This is a genomic window from Microbacterium longlingense (genome assembly GCF_058349825.2).
This window is the reverse complement of record NZ_JBYRJA020000007.1, coordinates 123274-142005: the sequence shown is the minus strand read 5'-3', so window position 1 is coordinate 142005 and position 18732 is coordinate 123274. Positions and strand designations below refer to the sequence as shown.

Genomic DNA, 18732 nt, shown 5'->3' with positions numbered 1-18732 from the left:
GCTGGGACTGGTCGTTTCGTGTAGCATAACCAGATGTCAACCGATTGCCAAATAGGTCCGCAAGGACTGTTTTTGCCTGATATCTTGGGCGGCAAGCGATTGACACAACCGATGGATCCTCTGGGTGTCAGATCCGTCGTGTCGACCGCGCACCCGCGTGAAGAAGGGAATCCCCGTGCTTCTGCACCTCAGCCCCGACCGGTTGTTCCCGGCCGACCCCGCAACCCGCCGCATCGCCAGAGACCTGTATGAGGCCGTGCGCGCGGCGCCCATCCTCTCTCCGCACGGGCACGTCGACGCCGGCCTGCTCGCGCAGGACGCGGCGTTCTCCGATCCGGCCGACCTGCTGATCGTCCCGGACCACTACGTCCTGCGACTCCTCCACGCGCACGGACTGGGGCTCGACGAGCTCGGTCGCGGCGTCGACGCGCCCGACGCCCGGGACATCTGGCGCCGCTTCGCCTCGGGCTGGACCCTGTTCGCCGGAACCCCGGTGCGCGCGTGGTTCGAGGACACCCTGCACTCGGTGTTCGGGATCGACGAGCACCCGTCCGCGGCCAACGCCGATGAGCTCTTCGACGCGATCGCCGGCTGGATCGCCGACCCGGCCTCACGCCCGCGTGCGCTGATGGATCGCTTCGGAATCGAGGTGCTCGCGACCACGGACGACCCTGCCGACACGCTGAGCGCGCATGCCATGCTCGGCGCAGACGACACTTTCACCGGGCGGGTGCTGCCCACTTTCCGTCCCGATCGCTTCTTCGACCCGGCGGCCGACGCCTGGCGGAGCGCGCTGGACGAGCTCACCGCCGCGAGCGGCATCGACACCGGAACGGCGGCGGGGCTGATCCGAGCGTTGGAAGACCGTCGCACCCACTTCCGCGCGCTGGGTGCGACAGCCACCGACAGCGGCGTTCTCGACGCCTGGGCGACGCGCCTCGGTGCAGCAGAGCTCGAACGCATCCACCGGGCGGGCCTCGCGGGCGAGGCGACTCCGTCGGAGGCCACGGCGTATCGCCGACACATGCTGTGGGAGATGGCCCGGATGGCGAGCGAGGACGGTCTGGTGATGCAGCTGCATCCCGGTGTCCTGCGCGGACACCACCGTCCGACGACGCAGCGCTTCGGTCCGGACACCGGTCACGACCTGCCGCTGTCGACACGGTTCACCGAGCCGCTGCGGGAGATGCTCGGCGACTTCGGCACCAACCCGACGTTCCGCATCGTGCTGTTCACCGTCGACGAGACGGCGTTCACACGGGAGATCGCGCCGCTGGCCGGGTTCTATCCCTCCGTCTTCGCCGGAGCGCCGTGGTGGTTCCTGGACAGCCCGGACGGCATTCGGCGCTTCCGCGAGGGGGTCACCGATTCGGCGGGCTTCTACAAGACCAGCGGCTTCATCGACGACACCCGGGCATTCCTGTCGATCCCTGCGCGGCACGACGTCTCCCGCCGGATGGACGCCGGATGGCTCGCTGAGCTGGTCGTGACCGGACGCCTGGATGAGGAGGAAGCGGGCACGATCGCGCGCGATCTCGTCGATGCCATCCCGCGGGGCGTGTTCCGGCTCTGAACGACTCTCCCGTGCGAGGAGGGCAGCCCGGCCCGGCCCGGCTGGGATGCCCTCCTCGCCCGGGAGCTCCCCCGCCGGGATCCTCCGGCCGGGGTTCTCAGACCCCGGGCGCTCAGGCTGCAGGCTCGGGGGGTGTCGTTGCGGGATCGTCCGCGTTCGATCCGCCGCGATCCTGCGGCAGCAGGCCGCGGTGCGATCGCACGCTGCGCACCAGGCCGGCGGCATCTGCACGCTGCGGGACGTCATCGCGCCAGACCGCGTTGAGCGCGCGAGTGAATCCGACTCCCGAGACGGCCACGGCCCGGAGCGTTCCCCGTGCCAGGTCGGTGTCCACGGCGAGCCGGGAGACCACGGCGACGGCTTCGCCGTGGCGCACGGCGGTGAGAATCGCCGAGGTGGAGCCGAAGGCGGGCAGTCGTGCGGGCAGTGTCACGCCGGCTGCGCGCAGGGCGTCCTCGATCACCTCGAGGGTGCCGGAGCCGCGCTCCCGCACGACCAGTCCTGCCCGCACGAGGTCGGCCGGCGTCACCGTCGGCGTGTCATCGAACCACGGGTGCCGTGGCCCGACGACCGCCAGCAGTTCATCGCGGCCGACGGAGAGGCGCGCCAGTCCCGCCCTGATCCGGTTCCCCTCGACGAAGCCGACATCGGCCGCGCCGCTGCAGATCCAGGTCATGACCTCTTCGGAGTTCCCCACCGACAGCGTCACCTGGCCGGGGGTGATCCACCCCGAGATGCGGGGGTCGGCCAACCAGCGGGGGACGAGCTGTTCGGCGATCGTGAGGCTTGCCGCGATGCGCAGCCGTCCGGAGCGCTGCCGGGGGACGTCGGCGATCGTCTGGGCGAGCGTGCGGCTGGCCGCCAGGACGCCGGCGGCCGACTGGGCGACGGCCCGCCCCTCTCGGGTCAGGGTCGTGCCGCCGGCCCCGCGGGAGAGCAGGGGGAAGCCGACGGTCGCCTCGAGCTTCGCCAGGTTGGCGGACACCGTGGGCTGGCTCAGTCGCAGGTGCCGCGCCACCGCCCCGAGCGATCCCTGTGCCTCGAGCTCGACCAGCTGTCGCAGCACCGCGAGGGTGATCCGTGCGTCCAGCTCCGGCGAACCGCTTTCCGGCGTTGCGGGGTCTTCCGGGGATGCGGGGCCTACCGGGGATGCGGGGCCGTGGGGCATAGACGAAGCCTATGCCCCACGGAGGGGTTTGGGCGTTCCGCAGCGCACGGAAAGCCAGCAGGCTGGACCCGTGACGTCGATGATTCTCCCCGCTGTCCGTGCGCACGCGCCCGTCGCCGTGGTGACGCTGGTCTCTGCGCTGGGTATCCTCTGGTTCGCCAGTGCGGTGCCGGTGCTGTCTGCGCTGCTCATCGCGATCGTCGTGGGAGCGGTCCTGGGTAATCTCCGCGTCGTGCCGGCCTCGGCGGCGGGCAGCATCTCGTGGACGTCGAAGAAGTTCCTGCGGCTGGGGATCGTCCTGCTCGGATTCAAGCTGTCGCTGACGAGCCTGATGCAGATCGGCGGGCCGGGGATCGCGGTGCTGCTGATCACCGTGGTCGTGACCTTCCTCGGCACCGTGTGGATCGGGGGTCTGCTGCAGGTTCCGCGCGTGACGCGCATGCTCGTCGCGACCGGGTTCTCGATCTGCGGTGCGTCGGCGGTCGCGGCCATGAGCAGCATCGTCGACCCGGAGGGCAAGGCGGAGGAGGACACGGCCCAGGCCATCGCGCTCGTGACGATCTTCGGGACCATCGCCATGCTGGCCCTGCCTGTGCTCTCGCCGCTGCTCGGGCTGACCGACCTGCAGGCGGGCGTCTGGGTGGGCGCCAGCGTTCACGAGGTCGCGCAGGTCGCTGCCGCCGGCGGCATGATCGGTGCGGCGGCGCTGACGGTCGCCGTCGTCGCCAAGCTCGGGCGCGTGGTGCTGCTGGCGCCGTTGATCATGTCGGTGAGCGCTGCGGAGAGCAGAAGGTCCGGCCGTGATGTGAACGCGAAGCGCCCGCCGTTGATCCCGCTGTTCGTGGCGGGTTTCCTCGCGGCTGTTGTCGTGCGGACGGTGCTGCCGCTCTCGCCCGAGGTCTTGCAGGCGGCCGACCTCGCAGCGAACGTGCTGCTGACCGCCGCCATGCTGGGTCTCGGCTTCGGAGTGAACATCGCCAAGCTCATCGCGACGGGCTGGCGGCCCTTCGCTCTCGGTGCGATCTCGACCCTGGTGGCAATCGGAACGGCGCTCGCGAGCATCGTGCTTCTGGGGCTGTGAGGCGGTCCCGCAGAGACGCGGGTGCGCCATCGCGGTCAGTCTTCTTCGTCAACGAGAGTATTCAGCCGTCCGTGGCAATAGCGCAACGCCGCAGTTTGCAACGCTGACAAGGTCGCTCCGTTCGGGCGACCAGAAATCGATCCGGAGTGTTTGCGTGCTCCGGCGCACCACGGAGTTGGGGGAGACATGAAGAATAAAACGCCAGAGCCATCCACGGTCACACGTCGAACAGTTGTCAAGGGGGCGGCATGGTCGTTGCCGGTCATCGCGGCATCGGTGACCGCGCCGCTCGCAGCGGCGACGACAGGCGGTGAAAACGAGGAGCCATACTGCGCTAACGCGGCAGACTTCCGGGACGCGCGGATCTCGACGGAACCGGTTGACCAGCCGACGATCACAGAGGACTTCGGGCCGGGTACCGCCGTCGGGTACCTCTATGACCCGTCCGACTTTCCGGACATTAAGGTGCGAATGACAGCGTCTTTCACCTACATAGGAAGTCAACCCCTGGATCTCAGAACTTTTGTGATCGAGTCGAGGGGTAGGTGGTTGGACACTGGAGGCGACCCTGATCGGACGTACGGGGACTACACGGCCATCGCGGACACCGTAGAAGTATTGTCACCTGCGGGCCTTGCTGCTGTGAGCCTCAGGGGATGGGGTGGTCCGACAAGCCCCAATCCCAATGCCTTCTTCAGGCTGACGACGGGAAATTCGGATGAGGTCCTTCCGAGCGGCACGACGGTGACTGTCACGTGGCAGGTCAAGAAATCCAGGTCGTTTAGTGGAACTTATACGGCCAGTGACAAGCCAACCGCGATGCTCATCATGTGCAATGATGTTTGCCATCTGGAGGAGCGACCAGATGCCAGCTATAATTGGATAAATTGAATCCCGATATTCATTTAGGGGCGGTATCCGATAACATAAGTCGTGGGTTGCGCCGTGTGGTTCTTGGCATCCTCGGCGTTGCTGACGCATCGCACCTACTACCCACGTGCCCAGCGCACGCGCACGGCGCTCATCCGCCCTGTGCGATCGTTGCTGATCTGTGCTCAGCCCCGTAGCTGGACGATCCGGATCGCATCGCCACCAGCCGGGGGGGGACAACGCCATCGCGGAGTGCGCATCCGGTGCGGTGCGGGCAAGGTAGGAGTCAGGTGATCCCGCAACGCGGCGCGCCGTGTTGCGGGATCACCAACCGGAATCCGGGCGAGCTCTCGCCCCCGAATCTCGAGAATGATGGTGTCCGTCATGCCCAACATGGGGCCCCTGCTCGAGGGGCCACCCCGTCCCACAGCCGATGAGCGACGGCTGCTGGTTTTCGACCCAAGACGAATGCGCCCGGAGGAACTGCGCCGGATGATGGGGAGGGCGGGGTGTTTTTCGAATCTCTGGATCCGGCGGCCACGGTCGCCCGGGTGATGCGTTTCGATCGTTTCGCGATCCTCTCCGTCTCGTGCCCGGGCGGCTCCGCGCTCTGGCGGCCGAGCGCGGATGTGGGAGCGCACCGTTATGTGGTGGTCTTCGTTTCCCGTGGCAACCTGGTTGTCACGGCGGCCGCGCATCGCTATGCCGCTCTCGAGGGGGCGGTGGTCGTGTTCTTCCCGGACGACGAGTTGGTTCGGCTCTCGGCAACCACGCCGGTGGAAGCTCTGGCGTTCAGCTTCGATGCGGACGAAGTCGCTCCGCTGACGCTCTCCGCCGACACCCTGCGCGTCGGTTACCCGGAGTCGGCCATCTTCGCCGCGACCTATTCCGCCCTTCAAGCTACGATCGCGGCAGAACCGGTCTCCGACCCGGCGATAACGTTTGCCGTGAAGGTCATGCTCAACGGCATCGCCCGAGCTCTGATCAAGTCGCTCGTGGTGCCCGCAGACACGATCGTCGAGGCCGTCGCGCGCATCGTGGACGAGCAGCACACGGACCCGGCTTTGGGGCCAGACGGGATCGCCACCCAGCTGCGAGTCTCCAAGAGCACCCTCTTCAAAGCCTTCGCGGGGCAGCCGTACTCGCTCGCCGAGACCCTTCGCCGGCGCCGCGCGGAAACCGCCGCCATGATGATCGCGCGATCACCCGGCATGTCGCTGTCCGAGGCCAGCCGGCATTCCGGGTTCCGGTCGCCCAACACGCTGCGTCGCGCCCTCGACGCCTACGGCTATGAGTGATCCCTTTCCGGGCGACACCGCCCGGAAAGGGATGGTCGGTGCTCGATCCGCCCGAACCCGCATCCCTCAGCACTCCACGACGTTGACGGCGAGGCCGCCCATCGCCGTCTCCTTGTACTTGCTGCTCATATCGCGACCGGTCTCGCGCATCGTCGCGATCACATCGTCCAGGGAGACGCGGTGTGAGCCGTCTCCCCACAGCGCCATCTTTGCGGCGTTCACGGCCTTCGCCGCCGCGATCGCGTTGCGCTCGATGCAGGGGATCTGAACGAGGCCGCCGATGGGATCGCACGTGAGCCCGAGGTTGTGCTCCATCGCGATCTCGGCGGCGTTCTCGACCTGACGGGGCGTGCCGCCCAGCACCTCGGCGAGCCCCGCCGCGGCCATGGACGAGGCAGATCCGACCTCGCCCTGACAGCCGACCTCTGCGCCGGAGATGGACGCGCGCGCCTTGAAGAGCACCCCGACCGCCGCCGCGGTGAGCAGGAAGGGAACCGTCACCGCATCCGCGCCGAGCCGCTGGCCCTGCGGGGTGTAGCGCGTGGCGTAGTGCAGCACCGCGGGGACGATGCCGGCAGCACCGTTCGTCGGGGCCGTGACGACGCGACCCCCCGAGGCGTTCTCCTCGTTGACGGCGAGCGCGACCAGATTCACCCACTCCTGCCAGAGGGCCGGGTCGCTGCCGTCCGGGTCCTGTGCGAGGAGTCGCGCGTGCCACTCCGGCGCGCGCCGGCGCACGCGCAGGCCGCCGGGCAGCACGCCGTCACGACGGACGCTGCGTGCGACGCAGTCCACCATGACGTCGCGGAGGTGGAGGATGCCGCTACGCACGTCCTCCGGGTCGCGCGCTGCGGTCTCGTTGCGGAGCATGACCTCCGAGATCGGAGCATCCAGGCGATCGCAGTGCGCCAGCAGCTCGGCCGCTGTCTCGAACGGGTACGGGGTCGGGGCTGCGGTGGCGGCCGCCTGCGCGGTGTCGCCCTCGCGGGTCACGAATCCTCCGCCGGTGGAGTAGTAGACGGCCTCGTCGAGAACCGTGCCGTCCGCCCGTAGGGCGCGCAACCGCATGCCGTTGCTGTGCCCCGGCAGCTCGGTGAAGGGATCGAGCCGAATGTCGTCCTCTGAGAACGCGATCGTGCGGACTCCGCCCAGGAGCAGCCCCTCGTGATTCTCGAACGCCGCGCGGCGGGACTCGACCTGCGCGGGCAGCACCGTCTCGGGGCGCCACCCCTCCAGGCCGAGCAGCACCGCGGTCAGCGTGCCGTGTCCGCGTCCGGTCGCCGCGAGCGAGCCGTACAGGGCTACCTCGATCGTGTCGGCCTCGTGGGCGTCGATGCGTGCGATGAAGTCGGCGGCAGCCCGCATCGGGCCCACCGTGTGGGAACTGGACGGCCCGATGCCGACGGTGAACAGGTCGAAGACACCGACGTTCATGCGCTCGTCGCCGAGAACGGCGCGAGCCCGGGGTAGAGCGGATGCGCCGCGGCAAGCGCGTCGACGCGGGCGCGCAGCGGGGTGAGGTCGTCGCCGTCCGCGGCGATGAGGGCGCGGGCGATGACGTCTGCGACCTCCTGGAAGGCCGCTTCGCCGAATCCGCGCGTCGCGAGGGCGGGCGTGCCGATGCGCAGGCCACTGGTGACCATCGGGGGCCGGGGGTCGTTCGGAACCGCATTGCGGTTGACGGTGATGCCGACGCTGGCGAGCCTGTCCTCGGCCTGCTGCCCGTCGAGGACGCACGCGCGGAGATCGACGAGCACCAGGTGCACGTCTGTCCCCCCGCCGACCACCGAGATCCCGGCGGCTGCGCAGTCGGGCTCGGTGAGCCGTGCGGCCAGCGCCCTGGCCCCGTCGACCGTGCGGACCTGTCGTTCGCGGAAGTCGTCTGTCGCGGCGACCCCGAGCGCAACCGCCTTGGCCGCGATGACGTGCTCGAGGGGGCCGCCCTGCTGGCCCGGGAAGACAGCGGAGTTGATCTTCTTCGCGATGCCGGGATCGTCGGTCAGGATGAGTCCGCCGCGCGGCCCACCCAGGGTCTTGTGCGTGGTGGTGGTGACCACGTGGGCGTGCGGCACGGGGGAGGGGTGAACCCCGGCCGCCACGAGTCCGGCGAAGTGCGCCATGTCGACGAGCAGGAACGCGCCCACCTCGTCGGCGATCTCGCGGAACGCGGCCACGTCGATGACGCGCGAGTGCGCAGACCAGCCGGCGACGATGAGCTGGGGACGGTGCTCCCTGGCGAGCTCGCGCACCTCGTCGATGTCGATACGGAAGTCGTCTGCACGCAGGTGGTACGGCACCACGCGGTACAGACGCCCGCTGAAGTTGAGCCGCATCCCGTGGGTGAGGTGCCCGCCGTGCGCCAGGTCCAGCCCGAGGATCGTGTCGCCCGCCGTGAGGAGCGCATGCATGGCGGCCGCATTGGCCTGCGCGCCCGAGTGCGGTTGCACGTTCGCGTACGCCGACCCGAAGACGGCCTTTGCCCGCTCGATCGCCAGGGTCTCGACCTCGTCGATGAACTCGCAGCCGCCGTAGTAGCGGCGCCCGGGGTAGCCCTCGGCGTACTTGTTGGTGAGGACGGAGCCCTGTGCCTGCATGACCGCGAGGGGGGCGTGGTTCTCCGACGCGATCATCTCCAGGCCGGTGCGCTGACGTTCGAGCTCACGGTCGATCGCGGATGCGACGGCCGGGTCGAGGAGGGCGAGGGGCGCGGTCAGGGGATCGATCGGGGAAACAGAGTCGATCGTGGAAACAGGGGTGGGTGACATGGCGGAACTCCTGGGTCTGCACGGCGTGCGGATATGGGTGAGTTCCTCCCCCTCTGTCATTGGCCTGAGAGATTTCACGCGAGCGGTTCGCGCTTGCCCCGTCGGCGGGTGCTCGACGCACCGCTTTTCAGAGTGGCCTGATCGTCTCGGTACGGGGGCCTGAGAGATTCCGGAGAGGGGTTGCTCCTACGGCAGCCGGCGATGCGGCGTTCTCCCGAGACGATGCGCGGCCCGGTATTCGGTTGCGCGGCGAGCCTACGCAGGCAGCTCCGACGCTGTCAAGGGAGCCGCCGCAATCCCCGGCGGGTGGTGAGCAGCGGCGTGGACCCTCCCCGGGCGGAGGGGGCGCCGCGACGTGGAGCGGCGAGCACACGGTCCCAGGCCTCGTCGTCCGTGGCGGCGACGCGTCGCGCCGATGTGCAGGAAGGCGAACGTCAGGGCGCGGGACAACCGCGTGTTTCCGCTGAAGAGCGGACGGTTCTGCGCGAGTCGCGAGAACAACGCAGCCGCCTTGCGGTCGATGGCCGGGTACGCCTCGTCGCCGCACATCGATGCTGTGGCCGCGCGAGCGCCGAGAACGGCAGCTTTCGATTGCTTATGCGCCGGCTGAGACATGCGACGACGGTGAGAGCCACCGTGGGCTCGATGCACTCGTTCAGGCCTCTTCGAGGCCGCGGAGTGTTTCTGTGTATCGCCTGGTGACGTCGCCGTCCGATGGTGCACGGGCACGACGTCGTCCGAGTCGAACGCGCGGCCGCTCGTCTCGGCACGGAGTCTGAGAGATTCCGGCGCAGGGCGGCGATCGGTAACGCGGCTGTTACAGGATCGATACAGACACGCAATCGGACACTGTCCATAATGTGTGCAACACAACCGAACACCCTTCGCACCGGCCACCGAGCTCCACGGCGGCGACCGGTCGTCGAACAGCCGTCGGGGAGAGTTCCGCAGCAGCGGACGCCGAAGGGGCAAGTACCCGCAATCTCTCAGGCACCAGGACCCGCGGCTGGGGAACTCTGGAGAGCGGCCCGACGTGGGGCCCGCCGAAGGGGAAGAAGCGTCACAAGCGCGACACTCTCAGGCTCAAGGACAGAGCGGGCAGGCACCTTCGCTGCGCATTCCCGCGTGGCGACCATCTCCGCCTCTGGAGTCCCCATGAATCTGCCTTCTGCCACCATTGTTTCGGACTCGACGGATATTCTCGCCGTCGCCAACTCCCCCGTGCTGTGGATAGCCGTCGTCGGCGTCTTCGGCCTCATCCTCACCCAGACAGTCATCTACTACCTGGCTGTACGCAAGGCCGCTCCTGCGGTCGGCATGAGCCCTCACGACGTACGCCGTTCGTTCCGCGCAGGTGCGGTCGTCTCGATCGGACCGTCGCTGGCGGTCGTCCTCGTCGCGGTCACCCTGCTGAGCGTGTTCGGAACACCCGGCGCGCTCACCCGCATCGGTCTCATCGGATCGGCGGCGTTCGAAGTCGCCGGCGCCGGCATCGTCGCCGATACCCGCGGTGTCGCCCTCGGCGGTGAGGGCTACACGCAGGCCGTGTTCGCCACCGTCCTGCTGTGCCTCGGCATCGCGGGCAGCGGATGGATGATCGTCACTCTTATCGCCACTCCTCTCCTCAAGAGGGGGACAGGCAAGCTTGCCACGAAGACCACCGGACGAGCGGCCACCGCGATGGCCGTGATCCCCGCAGCGGCGCTCATCGGAGCGTTCGCCACCTTCGGGATCCAGCAGCTGACGAGGGGCATCGCTGCCGCGACGGTGGTGACCGCGAGCGCTCTCACGATGCTGATCTGTCTCTGGGTTGCGAAGAAGACCGGCCAGAGCTGGCTCCGCGAGTGGGGCCTCGGTTTTGCGCTCATCGTCGGCATCGTCGTCGGCATAGTCGTCAGCGGCGCAGGCATCGCCTGACCGCGACCCCACTCAGACGAGGACACTCATGACCACGCACACAGCTCCTGAGCAAGACGCAACAGCGGCCTGGTCCGCTTTCGACAAGACGACCTCGCGGTGGGGGAGGATCACGATGATCGGCGCCATGATCGTCGTGATCGCCGGGCCGGGAATCGTCGCATTCCAGCTCGGCGTTCCGCCGTCATGGATCGTGACGGGCGTGCTGGCGATCGCCGCGGCTTTCGGGGTGATCTGGTTCGTCGAGCCGCTGTCGTACTTTCCCATCCTGGGCCCGGCGAGCATGTACCAGGCCTTCATGATCGGCAACATCTCGAACAAGCTGCTCCCCGCGGCGATCGTTGCGCAGTCGAGCATCGACGCCCGGCCGGGCACGAAACGCGGTGAGCTCGCGGCGGCTCTCGCCATCTGCGGCGCGGCGCTGACCCATCTGCTCTCCCTGGCGATCTTCGTGGGAGTCCTCGGCAGCCTCCTGCTCGCGCTGATCCCGCCGGAGATCACCACCAGCGTCCAGACCTTCGTGCTCCCGGCGATCATGGGCGCTGTGATCGTGCAGCTGGTGGCGAGCAACCCGCAACCGCGCACCCTGCTCATCGCTGTTGGCGTGGCGCTCACCGTCACCCTCCTCCTGACCCCGCTCATCCCGGTGCTCGCGCCGTTCGGCATCGCGATCGCGGTCATCCTGACCATCTTGCTGGCGCTCTTCCTCCCCGGCGGCGCGAAGACGACAACCGAGAAAGACAACCCCCAGCCGGCCGCATGAGGCCGGCACGGAAAGAAAGGCAGGGACGATGACAACGACATCTGTCGAAGACGCGAGTTCGGTCGCGCAGCTGGCCCCGCTCGTCGATGAGCTCAGTCCGCGATTCACTCGTCTCAGTGACGAGATCTGGGATGACCCGGAGCTGCGGTGGGAGGAACACCGTTCCGTCGCGCGCCAGATCGCCGCCGCGCGGGAGTTCGGCGCGCGCATCACGGAGCACGTGGGCGGAGTGCCCACCGCGTTCTCCGCCGAGTGGGGCTCCGGCGGTCCGGTGATCGCCTTCCTCGGCGAGTACGACGCGCTTGCCGGGCTCAGTCAGGCGGCCGGGGCGGCCGCGCCAGCACCAGACCCTGGCAGCACGTCCAGCGCCGGTCATGGCTGCGGCCACAATCTGCTGGGTGCTGGTTCGCTGCTGGCCGCGGTTGCCGTGGCCCGCCACCTCGAGTCGACCGGCGTTGCGGGGACCGTGCGGTACTACGGCTGCCCGGCCGAGGAAGGTGCCGCCGGCAAGACGTTCATGGTGATCGGTGATGCCTTCGCGGATGTCGACGCCGCCATCACATGGCATCCGATGGATGCCATGTCGACCGAGCAGTGGCTGAGCCTCGCTTACACGCAGGCATACTTCCGCTTCCGCGGCGTCCCCTCGCACGCCGGTGCGGCCCCGCAGCATGGGCGCAGCGCGCTCGATGCTGCGGAGCTGATGAACATCGGGGTCAACTTCCTCCGCGAGCACATGGAGGACACCGACCGCATCCACTACGCCTTCACCGACGCCGGAGGTCCGTCGGCGAACGTCGTCCAGCCCACCGCGGAGCTCTACTACATCGTTCGTTCTGCCCGCGTGGCCACGATGCGCACGCTGTTCGACCGGGTCACGCGTATCGCCGAGGGGGCGGCGCTCATGACTGATACCCAGCTGGAGGTCGTCTTCGACGGGGCGTGCGCCGAGCTGCTGCCCAACCGCGTTCTTGAGATCGCCCTCTACCAGAACGTCCGGGAGCTCGGCGGCGTTCCCTTCGATGACGCGGATCAGGTGCATGCGCGTGCACTGCAGGCGGCACTTCCGCAGGAGTCCGTCGATGCTGCTCGTCGCAAGCTGGGGGTGGGGGACGATGCACCCGCGCTCTTCGACGGGGTGAGCCCGCTGAACGACCCGGAGCGCCGGCATCAGATGACCGGGTCCACCGACGTGGGCGACGTCAGCTGGGTGGTGCCCACCGTGCAGATCATCGGTGGCACGCACGCCGTCGGGACCCCGCCGCACACGTGGCAGTTCGTCGCCCAGGGTAAGAGCCCCGCCGCGCACAAGGGCATGGTCCACGCGGCCACCGCGATGGCGGCGACGGCGACAGACCTGTTCACCGACTCCGAGCTCCTCGCCGCCGCCCGAGCCGAGTTCGCGTCGGTGATCGCCGAGACCCCGTACGATTGCCCGATTCCCGCCGGCGTGGTTCCTCCGCCGCTGCGCCCCGGCTACGCACCCGCGTGACCGGCCCGGATTCCCGACGCTGATCCTCTCGGCCGGACCCGCTGCGTGCGGCCGAGAGAATCCGGACGACGACACGGGCCCGGTTTGGCATGATGCCGATCTAAGATCGGCGTCGTGTACGCGAACTCCCCGGATGCCGACGCTCAGAAGCAGGACGAGCTGCGCGCGCGGCGAGTGGGCAACGACGACCCGCGTGTGCTGCGCACGCGGCGCCTCCTCGTGGAGGCCTACCGGGCGCTCGTCGACGAGAGCCCCCGGGGGCGGGTGACGGTGACGGCGGTGGTGCGGCGTGCCGGGGTCACCCGGTCCTCCTTCTACGCTCACTTCTCCGGGATGAGTGATCTCGCCATCATCGCGCTCGCCGAAGTCATCGAGATGGCGGGATCGCTCGCGCGATCCGCGGTGCGCGATGGCGACTCGAAACGTGCCGTCAATGAGAATGCCTTCCGGGAGATGATCACCTTCATCGCGGATCGCCGTGACGTGTACGGCGAGCTGCTCGCCCATGACCGAGACTTTCTCCGCGCTCTCGAAGACGCCCTCGCTGTCACGGCGTTGCGTGCGCTGCGGGCCAGGGACAACCTGGAAGGCGACCCGGAGCTGACCGCGCGTTACACCGCGGCCGGCATGGCCGGAGTGATCTCCTGGTGGTTGCGGGAGGAGCCTCACCGGCCTGCGGCCGAGCTGGCCCGTGACCTCGTCGCCGCGAGCCCGGTCGACTTTCGGGGGTGAGGTTGCGGGGCGTCCCGCCGGGTTCCGCGGTCAGGCGTCCGCGTCTCGGCGGGCTCCCTTCCCGAGAATGATGTCGATGAAGGCTGCCGCCGCCGGGCTGGGGTGGAACGTGCTCCACGCGAGATACTCCGAACGCGAGGGCCCGTCGCTGATCGGGATGCGGGCGAGCGAGGGGTTGTGCGGCGCGTATCGCGAGGGAAGCAGGGCCACGGCCAGGTTCTGGCGGATCAGGTCGATCGTGAGCCCGGTGGCCATGGACTCGAACGCCACCTCCCGATGGATGCCGGCCGCGGCGAACGCGAGATCGCTCTCGGCGCGTGCCGGTGTGCCGGCGGGGAAATCGGCGAACGTCTCCTGAGCCAGGTCGTGCAGGGTCACCTCGGCATGGCGGGCGAGCGCGTGCTCCTGGCTGACGATGGCGACGAGCCGGTCCGAACCCAGGTGGTGGGACGTCACCCCGCGCGGCTTGCGGTTCTCCGGGAGGCCGAGCAGGGCGACGTCGACGTCGCCGCGGCCGATCGCTTGCTCGAGCTCATCGCTGCCCGCCACCTGCAGGGCGATGTGCACGTTCGGGTGGGCTTGGCGGAAGGCCTTGAGTGCCCCCGACACATCGACGGCCGTGACCGTGGGAATGACGCCCACGCTCAGGCGGCCCCGGATCAGTCCGGCCGCCGCCGCCGCATCGGCAGCGGCGCGGTCGACGGCTTTCAGCGCCGCCCGCGCATGATCGAGGAACGCCACTCCGGCGGGCGACAGCTCGACGCGGCGACTGGTGCGGTTGAACAGGGCGACCCCGAGCTCGTCCTCCAGGCTCTTGATCTGATGGCTCAGCCCGGACTGCGCGACATAGCAGCGGGCAGCGGCGCGCGTGAAATTGCCCTCTTCGGCGACCGCGACGACATAGCGAAGCTGCTGCAGGTCCATGCATCAATCATCCTCGGTGATGAGTGTGAGCACAACCATGTGTTGGACGTATGAATGCCGCACTTTCAGAATGGTGTCAACACCCGGTGCTCTCCGATGAGACGCACCCCCAGCGGCCCCGGCGGCCCAGACGACAGATGGGATCAACGATGATCAGGCACGTCTTTATGTGGCAGGCGGCAGAGCCGCGCGACACGCAGAACATCCTCGACCTTCTCTCCCAGCTCTCTGAGCGTCTTCCGATGATCCGCAGCTGGGAGCTCGGGGGTCACGTCGGCGAGCCGAACGACAACGGCGACCCGTGGGACGGCGTGCTCATCACCGACTTCGCGACCTGGGAGGACCTGGAGGCCTACTCCACCGACCCCTTCCACGAGGAGATCGTGCAGCAGCTCCTCCCCCGCGTCCGCAGCCGGGCCGTCGTGGACTTCGTCCGGGCGGAGGCCTGACGTGCGCGCGGACATCCGGATCGGGGAGAGCCCGTTCGGTCCCGACGACGAGCTCGGTGCGCTCAACCTGCTCGCCCGCACGTCGCCCGCGGAGATCCTGGCCAGGGTCGATGGCTCGCGGACGTACGACCTCAGCGTCGACTACTTCGTCGGCATGCCCAGCTTCCAGGCAGCGGGTGACCCCTCGTACCAGATCTTCATGAGCCACACCCCGGACGGCACCGTCGTCGACAACCTGAACGGCGCGGGGGAGCAGGTCAACCGGCACGTCTGCTACTCGGGCGACGTGGTCTTCCTCTACACGCACACCGGGACCCACATCGACGCCCTCAACCACTTCGGTGTCGACGGCCGCATCTACAACGGTTTCAGCGTGCAGGACAACCTCGGCAGCCGGAACTGGACCAAGGGCGGCGTGGATGTCATCCCCCCGATCATCGCCCGCGCCGTCATGCTCGACATCGCCAAGCTCAAGGGGGTGACGTGCCTCGAGGACTCCTATGCGATCACCGTCGCCGATATTCAGCAGGAGCTCGCGCGCACCGGCCTGAGCATCGGCGAAGGCGACGTCGTCTTCGTCCGCACCGGTCGGATGGCGTTCTGGCCGGACGGATCGCGAACGCTCGGTAACCCTCCGGGACTCGGTCTCGATGCTGCGCGGTGGCTCACAGCACAGGGGATCAGCGTCATCGGCGCCGATCAGGAGTGCGTCGAGGTCGGGCCGAGCCAGCACGAGGACAACTGGCTCCCCGGTCACTGTCACTTCCTCGCCGAGGCGGGCGTGCCGATGATCGAGCTGCTCAACCTCGAGGAGCTCTCCGCCGATGACGTGAACGAGTTCTGCGTCATGGCCGCGCCGATCCGGCTGAAGGGTGCCACCGGCGCCCCCATCCGACCGGTCGCCCTGCCGCTGCGCTGACCCGTCGCGCCGGCGCCAGGGCGGCGCCGGCGCGACGCACCACAGGGGGTGCCGCTCATTCGGCCCCACCCGCATTCGTGTCACCTGTTCCCCTCCCCTCACCTGTTCCACGTTTCAAAGGAGAAGCCCATGGAACCCCGAGATACCGACGACGACCAGATGGGCCGATGGTCGTTGTTCATGGCGTTCTACGGCATCGCCAGCGCCATGTTCATGCTCTATATCGGCGCGGCGATGGCCGTCGCGTTCGGCACCAGGGACGCCCTCATCGGGCTCGCGCTGACGATCGTCGTCTACAGCCTGATCAACCGGGTGCTCGCCCGGCATTCCATCACCAACCGCGCGACCGTGGCCCGGTTCTCCCGCACCATCCTCGGCAACGCCGGCACCGTGATCGCCGCGGTGATCCTCGCGTTGACGGCGATCTACTACGCCGTCTTCGAGGGCGAGATCGTCGTGCACGCCTTCCAGACCGCGTTCGGCGGCGAGAAGTGGGTCTGGAGCCTGGTCGTCGTGGGCTACTCCACCCCGCTCGTCCTCGGGGGCGTGCGTCGTTTCCTCGACAAGCTCAACGGGTGGCTGCTGCCGCTCTATCTGATCGGCCTCGTCGTGATGGTCGTCTGGGCCGGGGTGCAACACGGGTTCACCGGCAACTGGCTCACCCACGATGTTCCCGCGCTGCCCCTCGCTGCGGGCGGCCCGGGCTGGCTGGCGACATTCTCGGCGTACCTCGGTGTCTGGGTCCTGATGATGTACGTGATGGACTACGCAGCGCTCGGCAAGCGGGCGGACATCTCCTTCCACTCCCGGTACACCTTCACCTGGCCCTTCTGGATCCTCACCTACGGCGTCAACGCGCTCGTCGGCATCTTCCTGACCTTCACGATCCCGGGGCTCGAGGTCTCTGAGACCGGGCTGTCGGGTGGTCTTGTCGCGCTCATGGGCCCGATCGGCCTGCTGATCATCCTGGTCTTCCAGACCCGCATCAACACCGCCAACTATTACATCGGCGCCGCGAACCTCCAGGAGTTCGGTCAGCGGCTGTTCCGGGTGCGGCTGCCGGCTTTCGTGTGGGTGCTGCTGTCCTCCGCGATCATCTTCGCGCTGATGCTGCTCCCGGTCATCCAGTACCTCCTCATCGCGCTGGCCTGGCAGGGTGTTCTGGTCAGCGGGTGGGTGGCGATCGCGCTCACCCATATCCTGCTGACCCGTTCCTCGGGCGAGAGCGGCCTCCTGGCCGATGACCGCTACCGGCGGGTGTATGTGCCAGGCCTGGTGGCGTGGGTGGTGGCCACCGCCATCGGCATCTTCCTCACCAGCGCCTTCCCCTGGGGTGCGACCTGGGGCCCCATCGCCACGGTGATCGTGGCGAGCGGAATGTACGCCGCCCTGCGGCCGCTGTCCCGCTATCCGTCTGCCCTGGTCCCCTCCTCCGTTCGCACCGCGTCGGCACCGCGCGCCGACGAGGCCGCGATCGCCTGACCGAACACCGAACATTCGTGAGGTTCGATGGCCTGACCGGCGTCGAGCGTCACTGCACCGAAAGAGAGAACAGAATGAGCCTGAAACTCGGAGTATTCCTCCCCAACGGCCAAAACGGGTACATCATCTCGGAGAACGCGCCGCAGTACGAGCCCACCTATGAGCACTGCCTCGCCATCGCGAAGGAGGTCGAGAGCATCGGCCTGGACTTCGTGCTCTCCATGATCAAGTACCGCGGTTTCGGAGGCACCACCGGCTACTGGGACGGATGCCTCGATTCGATCATCCTCGCCACCGGCATCGCCGCCGAGACCAGCAAGATCGATGTCTTCGCCACCGTCCCGATCCTCGGCATCCCGCCGGTGATCGCCGCCCGCCAGCTCGCGACCTTCGATGAGATCGCCCAGGGTCGCGGGGGCGTCAACCTCGTCACGGGATGGAACCGGCCGGAGTACGACCCGATGGGCCTCTGGCCTGGCGACGAATACTATGAGCGTCGCTACGACTATGCGGCCGAGTATGTGCAGATCATGCGGGGGCTCTGGCGTGACGGTCGTGTGACGTTCGCCGGCGAGTTCTTCGACATCGACGACGCCACCTGCTTCCCCAGCTCGGGGCGCGAGCTTCCGATCGTCACGGCCGGCCAGTCCACGAAGGGCCAGGTCTATACGGCCCACTACGGCGACTACAACTTCGTCTTCGGCGACCGCGAACTGCTGCCGACGATCACCCGGCCCATGCTCGAAGAGGCGGAGAAGGTCGGCCGCACCGTCGGCACCTACGCGCTGTTCACCATCATCGCCGCCGAGACGGACGAGGAGGCGCTCGCGAAAACGCAGAGCATCGTCGCCGGCCAGGACGTCGAGGCGCTGCGCAACGTCGCCGGCAGTGCGTCTCTCGACCCGCAGACCGGAGGGACCAGCGCGCACTTCGTCAACGGGCTCACCGCGCCGGCGGAAGAAGGGAACCTCACCTTCATGAGCTTCCCGGTGATCCACGGATCCTACGAGAACGTCGCAGAGCAGATCGCGACCCTGCAGCGCGACACCGGCGTCGCGGGCGTGCTCATGACCTTCGTCGACTACGTGCCGGACATCCGTGTATTCGGCGAGAGGGTGCTGCCGCTGATCCACGAGAAGCTGGCCGCTCTCCCGTCCGCATGACCAGCGGACGCCCCGCGGCGGTGTGACCGGCACCCCCACCGGTCGCACCGCCCGGATCCCGTTCCGCCGCCGCCCCGATGGGCGGCGCCGGACGACCGTGCCGACCTTCGCCGTGCCGGGCCCGCCGGCTCGACCC

Annotated in this window: 16 protein-coding genes and 3 riboswitches; of the genes, 12 read left to right on the top strand and 4 right to left on the bottom strand. The window is 68.4% G+C overall.

Annotation, left to right across the window (positions count from 1 at the left end; all coding sequences use genetic code 11):
* The first annotated feature begins 175 nt into the window (after positions 1-175).
* Positions 176-1573 (top strand): glucuronate isomerase, encoded by a 1398-nt coding sequence (gene uxaC / locus AC3RXY_RS11735; RefSeq protein WP_491511111.1) that lies wholly within the window; start codon positions 176-178, stop codon positions 1571-1573.
* A gap of 112 nt (positions 1574-1685) precedes the next feature.
* On the opposite strand, the gene AC3RXY_RS11730 is transcribed toward uxaC, so the two are convergent.
* The gene (locus tag AC3RXY_RS11730) at positions 1686-2741 is read right to left on the bottom strand and encodes a LysR family transcriptional regulator (protein ID WP_491511110.1); all 1056 of its coding nucleotides are present in this window, start codon (positions 2739-2741) and stop codon (positions 1686-1688) included.
* A gap of 79 nt (positions 2742-2820) precedes the next feature.
* On the opposite strand from AC3RXY_RS11730, the gene AC3RXY_RS11725 reads away from it, so the two are divergent.
* The 3 genes from AC3RXY_RS11725 (at position 2821) to AC3RXY_RS11715 (ending at position 5990) form a co-directional block, all read left to right on the top strand.
* Positions 2821-3822, top strand: coding sequence for a YeiH family protein (locus AC3RXY_RS11725; RefSeq protein ID WP_491511159.1), 1002 nt, complete (start codon positions 2821-2823; stop codon positions 3820-3822).
* A 186-nt stretch (positions 3823-4008) separates the two neighbouring features.
* A complete protein-coding gene (locus AC3RXY_RS11720) occupies positions 4009-4713 on the top strand; it encodes a hypothetical protein (protein ID WP_491511109.1) in 705 nt (234 codons plus the stop codon).
* A gap of 488 nt (positions 4714-5201) precedes the next feature.
* Positions 5202-5990, top strand: coding sequence for a hypothetical protein (locus tag AC3RXY_RS11715; protein ID WP_491511108.1), 789 nt, complete (start codon positions 5202-5204; stop codon positions 5988-5990).
* Between the two features lie 66 nt (positions 5991-6056).
* On the opposite strand, the gene AC3RXY_RS11710 is transcribed toward AC3RXY_RS11715, so the two are convergent.
* Both AC3RXY_RS11710 and glyA read right to left on the bottom strand, forming a co-directional pair.
* Positions 6057-7424 carry an L-serine ammonia-lyase gene (locus AC3RXY_RS11710; protein WP_491511107.1) on the bottom strand — a complete coding sequence of 456 codons (1368 nt, stop codon included), beginning with the start codon at positions 7422-7424 and terminating at the stop codon, positions 6057-6059.
* A complete protein-coding gene (gene glyA / locus AC3RXY_RS11705; RefSeq protein WP_491511106.1) occupies positions 7421-8755 on the bottom strand; it encodes a serine hydroxymethyltransferase in 1335 nt (444 codons plus the stop codon). The genes AC3RXY_RS11710 and glyA overlap by 4 nt, the downstream gene beginning before the upstream one ends.
* A 43-nt stretch (positions 8756-8798) precedes the next feature.
* Positions 8799-8892: riboswitch (glycine riboswitch) on the bottom strand.
* A riboswitch (glycine riboswitch) is annotated at positions 8893-8982 on the bottom strand.
* Positions 8983-9679: 697 nt separating this feature from the next.
* Positions 9680-9767: riboswitch (glycine riboswitch) on the top strand.
* A 143-nt stretch (positions 9768-9910) separates the two neighbouring features.
* Here glyA and AC3RXY_RS11700 point away from each other — a divergent pair.
* The 4 genes from AC3RXY_RS11700 to AC3RXY_RS11685 all read left to right on the top strand — a co-directional run bounded on the left by AC3RXY_RS11700 (position 9911) and on the right by AC3RXY_RS11685 (position 13659).
* Positions 9911-10672 (top strand): DUF5058 family protein, encoded by a 762-nt coding sequence (locus AC3RXY_RS11700; RefSeq protein WP_491511105.1) that lies wholly within the window; start codon positions 9911-9913, stop codon positions 10670-10672.
* Positions 10673-10700: 28 nt separating this feature from the next.
* Positions 10701-11435, top strand: a complete 735-nt coding sequence (locus AC3RXY_RS11695; protein WP_491511104.1) for a hypothetical protein — start codon at positions 10701-10703, stop codon at positions 11433-11435.
* Positions 11436-11463: 28 nt separating this feature from the next.
* Positions 11464-12927, top strand: a complete 1464-nt coding sequence (locus tag AC3RXY_RS11690) for an amidohydrolase (protein WP_491511103.1) — start codon at positions 11464-11466, stop codon at positions 12925-12927.
* 114 nt (positions 12928-13041) lie between these two features.
* The gene (locus tag AC3RXY_RS11685) at positions 13042-13659 is read left to right on the top strand and encodes a TetR/AcrR family transcriptional regulator (protein WP_491511102.1); all 618 of its coding nucleotides are present in this window, start codon (positions 13042-13044) and stop codon (positions 13657-13659) included.
* A 30-nt stretch (positions 13660-13689) separates the two neighbouring features.
* Here AC3RXY_RS11685 and AC3RXY_RS11680 read toward each other — a convergent pair whose 3' ends face one another.
* Complete coding sequence (locus AC3RXY_RS11680; RefSeq protein ID WP_491511101.1) at positions 13690-14583, bottom strand: LysR family transcriptional regulator; 894 nt, start codon at positions 14581-14583, stop codon at positions 13690-13692.
* Between the two features lie 149 nt (positions 14584-14732).
* Between AC3RXY_RS11680 and AC3RXY_RS11675 the strand changes: the two genes are divergently transcribed.
* From AC3RXY_RS11675 to AC3RXY_RS11660, 4 genes are all read left to right on the top strand, one after another.
* Positions 14733-15032 carry a Dabb family protein gene (locus tag AC3RXY_RS11675; RefSeq protein WP_491511100.1) on the top strand — a complete coding sequence of 100 codons (300 nt, stop codon included), beginning with the start codon at positions 14733-14735 and terminating at the stop codon, positions 15030-15032.
* Position 15033: 1 nt separating this feature from the next.
* Positions 15034-15951, top strand: a complete 918-nt coding sequence (locus AC3RXY_RS11670; RefSeq protein ID WP_491511099.1) for a cyclase family protein — start codon at positions 15034-15036, stop codon at positions 15949-15951.
* Between the two features lie 129 nt (positions 15952-16080).
* Positions 16081-17433 carry a purine-cytosine permease family protein gene (locus tag AC3RXY_RS11665; protein WP_491511098.1) on the top strand — a complete coding sequence of 451 codons (1353 nt, stop codon included), beginning with the start codon at positions 16081-16083 and terminating at the stop codon, positions 17431-17433.
* Between the two features lie 74 nt (positions 17434-17507).
* Complete coding sequence (locus AC3RXY_RS11660) at positions 17508-18596, top strand: LLM class flavin-dependent oxidoreductase (protein ID WP_491511097.1); 1089 nt, start codon at positions 17508-17510, stop codon at positions 18594-18596.
* Positions 18597-18732 lie beyond the last annotated feature (136 nt).

What these genes read in the sequence shown, in the direction of transcription:
- AC3RXY_RS11720 (WP_491511109.1), top strand. Translation starts at nt 4,009, where the DNA reads ATGAAGAATAAAACGCCAGAGCCATCCACGGTCACACGTCGAACAGTT.
- AC3RXY_RS11660 (WP_491511097.1), top strand. Translation starts at nt 17,508, where the DNA reads ATGAGCCTGAAACTCGGAGTATTCCTCCCCAACGGCCAAAACGGGTAC.
- AC3RXY_RS11675 (WP_491511100.1), top strand. Translation starts at nt 14,733, where the DNA reads ATGATCAGGCACGTCTTTATGTGGCAGGCGGCAGAGCCGCGCGACACG.
- AC3RXY_RS11680 (WP_491511101.1), bottom strand. Translation starts at nt 14,583, where the DNA reads ATGGACCTGCAGCAGCTTCGCTATGTCGTCGCGGTCGCCGAAGAGGGC.
- AC3RXY_RS11695 (WP_491511104.1), top strand. Translation starts at nt 10,701, where the DNA reads ATGACCACGCACACAGCTCCTGAGCAAGACGCAACAGCGGCCTGGTCC.
- AC3RXY_RS11730 (WP_491511110.1), bottom strand. Translation starts at nt 2,741, where the DNA reads ATGCCCCACGGCCCCGCATCCCCGGTAGGCCCCGCATCCCCGGAAGAC.
- AC3RXY_RS11665 (WP_491511098.1), top strand. Translation starts at nt 16,081, where the DNA reads ATGGAACCCCGAGATACCGACGACGACCAGATGGGCCGATGGTCGTTG.
- AC3RXY_RS11690 (WP_491511103.1), top strand. Translation starts at nt 11,464, where the DNA reads ATGACAACGACATCTGTCGAAGACGCGAGTTCGGTCGCGCAGCTGGCC.
- AC3RXY_RS11700 (WP_491511105.1), top strand. Translation starts at nt 9,911, where the DNA reads ATGAATCTGCCTTCTGCCACCATTGTTTCGGACTCGACGGATATTCTC.
- glyA (WP_491511106.1), bottom strand. Translation starts at nt 8,755, where the DNA reads ATGTCACCCACCCCTGTTTCCACGATCGACTCTGTTTCCCCGATCGAT.
- AC3RXY_RS11710 (WP_491511107.1), bottom strand. Translation starts at nt 7,424, where the DNA reads ATGAACGTCGGTGTCTTCGACCTGTTCACCGTCGGCATCGGGCCGTCC.
- AC3RXY_RS11725 (WP_491511159.1), top strand. Translation starts at nt 2,821, where the DNA reads ATGATTCTCCCCGCTGTCCGTGCGCACGCGCCCGTCGCCGTGGTGACG.